At 47.1% G+C, this 5,347-nt stretch carries 5 protein-coding genes; 1 reads left to right on the top strand and 4 read right to left on the bottom strand.

The features are described from left to right. Nucleotides 1-118: 118 nt before the first annotated feature. The 4 genes from QT984_RS22060 to yqeK all read right to left on the bottom strand — a co-directional run bounded on the left by QT984_RS22060 (nucleotide 119) and on the right by yqeK (nucleotide 2,961). Nucleotides 119-1,072: an asparaginase gene (locus tag QT984_RS22060; RefSeq protein WP_333275166.1), complete on the bottom strand. Its 954-nt coding sequence runs from the start codon at nucleotides 1,070-1,072 to the stop codon at nucleotides 119-121. 183 nt (nucleotides 1,073-1,255) lie between these two features. Beyond that, nucleotides 1,256-1,765 carry a CGLD27 family protein gene (locus tag QT984_RS22055; RefSeq protein ID WP_333058566.1) on the bottom strand — a complete coding sequence of 170 codons (510 nt, stop codon included), beginning with the start codon at nucleotides 1,763-1,765 and terminating at the stop codon, nucleotides 1,256-1,258. Between the two features lie 2 nt (nucleotides 1,766-1,767). Continuing rightward, on the bottom strand, nucleotides 1,768-2,187 hold the full coding sequence (gene rsfS / locus QT984_RS22050; protein WP_333234293.1) for a ribosome silencing factor: 420 nt from the start codon (nucleotides 2,185-2,187) through the stop codon (nucleotides 1,768-1,770). Nucleotides 2,188-2,325: 138 nt separating this feature from the next. Next, complete coding sequence (gene yqeK, locus QT984_RS22045) at nucleotides 2,326-2,961, bottom strand: bis(5'-nucleosyl)-tetraphosphatase (symmetrical) YqeK (protein WP_333234292.1); 636 nt, start codon at nucleotides 2,959-2,961, stop codon at nucleotides 2,326-2,328. A 1,379-nt stretch (nucleotides 2,962-4,340) separates the two neighbouring features. Here yqeK and QT984_RS22035 point away from each other — a divergent pair. Next, nucleotides 4,341-5,347: protein kinase domain-containing protein (locus QT984_RS22035; protein ID WP_333374949.1), on the top strand; the 1,007-nt coding region annotated here is incomplete at its 3' end.

Raw genomic sequence — 5,347 nt, 5'->3', positions numbered from 1 at the left:
GTCGCTTTGTCTCTCTTTAATATAAACATATCTTTCTGAAAATTGCAACCCCTAAATCAAAAAAACTTTTTAGATTGTGGGAGGGGTTGCTGAAATCGGCGATCGAGTCTCGATCGCCCTAAAGCATCGAAACTTCCCCGATTACCTCCAAGCGCTTGAACTCACTGAGAGTCAGGTAAGTCTCCGCCAGAGTTTCGGCGATCGTCGGAGTAATCCACCCCAACTGCTTGAGCAAGTGAATCGCCACAGCAAATTGAGCACGCTTTCCTCCATCCGTCACCTTAATTGCCAAGCCCATGCCTTCGCCAACGCGGCCAATGCACTGCACCCCTTCGGCGCCGGACTTGCTCACCAATTCCCCTTGAGTCAAACGCATCAGTTCCGTGTCAAATTTGCCCTCACCCGCAACCATCATCGGGTGGTGAGTCATAGCGCGGACAATCCGTTCCATCTCCACATTGTCGCCAGAGGCCAACTTAGCGTACAAAGACGCCATTTGCCCCAACTGCAACAGATAGGTAGGAGCGCCGCAGTCGTCGCGAGCGCTGATAAACTCTTCGGCAGGCATGGCCAGCAAGTCAGCCACTTTGCCCAAAATAAGCTGCTGGACGGGATGTTTGCGCCGTAAATAAGTGTCCAGAGGCCAGTGCAGTTGCTGGCAGACAGCCAGCATTCCGGCGTGTTTGCCGGAGCAGTTGTATTGCAGGGGGCTCTTTTTGCCTTCGGGAATGGGGCATTGAAGTTTAGAGGGGTCAATGTCGCAGCGCCACAGGACGTTAAATACCTGGCGCGATTGCTCGATCGTACCTTGATGGGAACTGCAAATAATCGCTAAATCTCGATCGGTCAATTCGTAGCGTTCTAAAGTGCCAGTCCCCGTCACCGCCAAAGCTTGAAAAGGCTTGAGTGAAGAACGGACAAATGAGGCCGTTTCCGAGTTACCAGCAACAGACAGAACGCGCCCGCGGTTGTCGCAGACAGCGGCCTGGGCGCGGTGCCTCGATTCCACAATACCTTCGCGCAGCAGTGTGACTTCCAGTTCGGGAGCTTGGGTTCGTTTTCCCCTTGTCATATCAATTTTAGATTTTAGATTTTAGATTTTAGATTGGGGCCGGTGGAAGTTATGAGTTGCGAGCTGCCAGTTAAGAGTTATAAAGTTAATCTTTCGGCGATCGTTTCTCACTCATGCACGGGAGTGTGCCGGCGTTGGCTGTGCGCGGCAATCTCAAAACTCAAAACTCCCGAACCGAACCGATTACAAACAACTCCAAGTTAGTCCCCCGGCAACCAGCAATACTGTCAAACCATAAAATGTCTGCCGCAGACGCCTGAGAATTGGTTCTAGTTGGTAGTTAACAATCAACTGATCTTGAAGCAAAACTTCGGGAGTTTTAGGCCAAGATTGACAATCGTACCAACCAGACTCTTCGTAGACGACCGTGGGATTTGAAAGGCGCGATCGCACGTAGAACCAACCCAAGTAGAGTCGCAGCAAAGCTAATCCTAGAATAAAACCGGCACCTGCGGCACCGCACAGGACAAACTGAGCTGGATACTTGCTTGGAGCAAAGCTAGAAGCAGCTATCGGCACCGATACCAAGCAACTCCAAGCCCACACCCAAGCTAGTTTTGCCAGGTATCCGGGCCAATTGAGTGTTACCCAGCTAAAAAACCAGGATTCTTTAAGTTCTTGGTATTCATTGATCGGTCGCTGTTCTTGCGGAACGGGACAAATAGAAGCAGAAACGTTTTTCACATTAGCCATCCTCACGACGTGGGGGAAAAGTCAATGCGTTCGGCGTGTCCCCAGAACGCTTCTAAATTGTAGAACTCCCGCTCTTGAGGCTTCAAAATGTGAATGATCGCGTCGCCGTAGTCCATGACAACCCAACTAGCGTCTGATAGGCCTTGTGTACGCAGTGGCAAGCGTTGCCACTCTTCTTCCACTTGGTCTGCTATCGCTTGGGAGATGGCTCGTACCTGCACGTTGGAAAATCCGGTGACGATCGCAAAGTAGTCTGCCAAAAAGCATACTTCTGACACGCGGAGCAATACAATATCTACTGCTTTGCGGTCATCGGCTGCTTGGGCAACGGTCATGATCAGGCCACGGGCTTCGTCTGAGGAGGTGCCGTCCGTTGCTGTAGACTGGGCCCTGGAGTATTCGAGTTGGGTTATATCTGACATTAAGTGTTTAAGTTCCTAATTGATACGGTAAGAAAGAATGGGTGCGCTATTGGCTGTCGATTGTTGGCAGTTTGAGACGGGAAATAGGAGTTAGGTTGAAGCCAAAAGTAAGGACAGAATTTCTGGTGAATTTTACTTTCAACTTGTGATTTGTTCGATCGACTTCTGGGTCGAATTTCCTGTTTCCGGCGGTTCGCGGGCCATTTGCAGCGCCCAATTCCGCGTAAGTACGGTGCGGGGGTGGATGTAGCAGCGAGTTTCTAGCAAATATTTAAGAGAATAATCGCTAGTTTGCCACACGGCTGCATAAAGATTTTGCCAGCTTGCCTCGCGCAGTGCTTCTAGTTGGGCTGTGTTGCCGCGGCTCGGCTCTATGGTATCTGCTATGAATACGGTACAACTGAGCTGGCTCATGTTTGGTCTGCCGAGGGTGTGATTGGCGATTGCGTCCAAAATTTCTCGATCGACCACCCCGAATTCGTCTCTGGCGACGATCGCGCTGGCGTCTGCGTGCAGCAAATGCGGGTGTGCTTCCAACACTGAGTCTAACTCTAAACCTTCCTTCTGGGCCATTTGCAGCAGCAGTTGAGGTTTGAAGTATTTTGCCAAATCGTGCAACAAACCCGCCGATCGGGCTTTTGCTTCGTCGAGGCCGTAATGGCGAGCCAAGTCACCTGCTACCTGTTCGACTCCGAGGATATGTTTGATTCGGGCAGCAGGAACGCGCTCACAGAGCCAAGCTAGGACGTTTTCGCGCGCGGGTGCAAGTGTCAAATATTAACTCCAAAATTGTATGAGCTACTATTTTAGCGTTTTGTTTCGATCGGCTGCGGTATCGGGCACGCAGGCAGGGCGGTTTCATTTTCACGAAAATCGCGATTTTGACTCTTGTAGTGCCAAGAATTCCTACCCCCCACAGACGATGATTCACAAGCCTTGGCGACATGGGGGCAGCCACTCTTTGCTGCTCCTACAAGAGAATGAAACAGCCCTGCCCTCTTCTTTCAATTTCGCGGCGCAGAGTATAATAGAACAAAATCTCTCAAACCTTAGCTGAGTCTATGGTTAAGCCTCGCCAAGCTGATTCAACCTTGAAATTGATGGATGAGTATTGTCACTAACCTGTGGAGCATTTAAACCAGTAACGAGGCTTGTAGGGTGCATCAGGAGTGAACACTTACGCGCTTATGCGGAAAACACTTCTGTAATGACGCACCCTACTATCGTCTTTTAAATGCCGAACAGCTTATTACAGAAATCTGTTTTCAGAAGTCAGAAGCTTCAAAGCTTTTACACACATTCATGCTAGTGTAATTTTTGATATTAAACGTAAGACACTACCAGCTATTGCAGAGATAAAGGGGCTAGAAAATGCTCACGGGCTGAATCACTTTGCTTTGCTCGATTAATAGCGTTAATGGATTTTTATTCTCATCCCTTATTTTACTTGATGAAGAAGAGTAAAATATTACCCCTATTCTGCTGAGTCACAGAATAGGGGTAATATTTTCATCAGTTATTGAAGAAGCAATCCTTGTTCTAGCCACTGCTGGTAATACAAATATACGGTAGACTAGGGAAGTAAATACGCAGGGTAAGTCGGCTCAATATCACACATTTTTTAGTTGAGATAAAATCCATCCAAAAATTTTATTTTCGTCTAGTTCCGAAGTATACTTTGCTTTTGAATGGGCAATATTTGATGTAGAATGGGTTATTCAAGCATTTCCGATGAGCGAGTTCGTTAGGTTGCTAGAAGAGGGCATGAGGGCTACCATTGAGTATTTTTACCTCAAAAATATCAAGGATAAACAACCAAGTTGAAAACCTTTCCACCCTTGGGCTTAAACTGAACTACCTCAAAAAATAGCTGTTTGGGGCGATCGCCTCCTGTGAGCTTCACGACTGCTAGACGCGATCGCCATCAACATCTCAAATGAGTTATATAAACATACTTATGGATAATTTCCGCTCCAGTGCAGACAAGTTCTAAACAATTAATAATATGGCTTCAGTATCGAACGAGCTGCCTGCGTTCGTACAGAACGCCCACTGACAAGTCCAGCAACATTAGAGACCATTGAGAATTTACCAAGTTTGCTGAGTAAACTAGAGATATACTAACCCCCAATTTATTGAGTGAGGACTGGACAATGGAGACAATTACTGATCTGCCGGGGTATCGGATAACAGAACAACTCTATGCAGGATCTCGCACTCTAGTCTATCGAGGTATTCGGGAGAGCGATCGTACTCCAGTCGTCATCAAACTGCTGCGAAACGAATACCCCAGCTTCAGCGAACTGGTGCAATTCCGCAACCAATATACCATCGCCAAAAATCTACGTCTGCCTGGAGTGGTTGAACCCCTCGATTTAGCACCTTACAAAAACGCCTATGCTTTAATCATGGAAGACTTTGGAGGAGTTTCCCTGTCTACTTATCTCCCAGCAGCAAGTGATAAAAACCAACCCGATACATCTCTATCTTTAGAAAATTTTCTCAACCTAGCCAGGGAACTAGCAAATATTCTCCACTCTCTCTACCAAAACCGAGTTATTCATAAAGATATCAAACCTGCCAATATTCTGATTAACCCACATAGCAAACAAATTAAACTCATTGACTTCAGTATTTCTTCCCAACTGTCGAGAGAAACCCAAGAAATCCAGAATCCCAACACCCTCGAAGGCACATTAGCTTATCTCTCCCCAGAAAAGACAGGAAGAATGAATCGAGGCATTGACTATCGGAGTGACTTTTATTCCCTGGGTGTGACCTTCTATGAATTGTTGACAACACAGTTACCCTTCGAGTCAGACGACCCAATGGAGTTAGTGCATTGTCATCTAGCCAAACAGCCGATTCCGGTACATCAAATCAAGCCAGAAGTTCCCCTAATTTTATCCCAAATTGTTAGTAAACTGATGGCCAAGAATGCGGAAACTCGCTATCAGAGTGCATTAGGATTGAAACACGATTTAGAAATTTGTCTGGCTCAATTACAAAACACGGGTAACATTGAGACGTTTGCATTGGGAACGCAGGATATTACAGACCATTTCCTCATCCCCGAAAAACTTTACGGCAGAGAAACAGAAGTTGAAACCTTATTAGCAGCCTTTGAGCGAGTCAGCAGGGGCAGCACCGAAATGATGCT

Source organism: Microcoleus sp. Z1_B2 (genome assembly GCF_036700325.1).
Classification (GTDB): domain Bacteria; phylum Cyanobacteriota; class Cyanobacteriia; order Cyanobacteriales; family Microcoleaceae; genus Microcoleus.
This window is presented reverse-complemented; position numbering and strand designations above follow the sequence as displayed.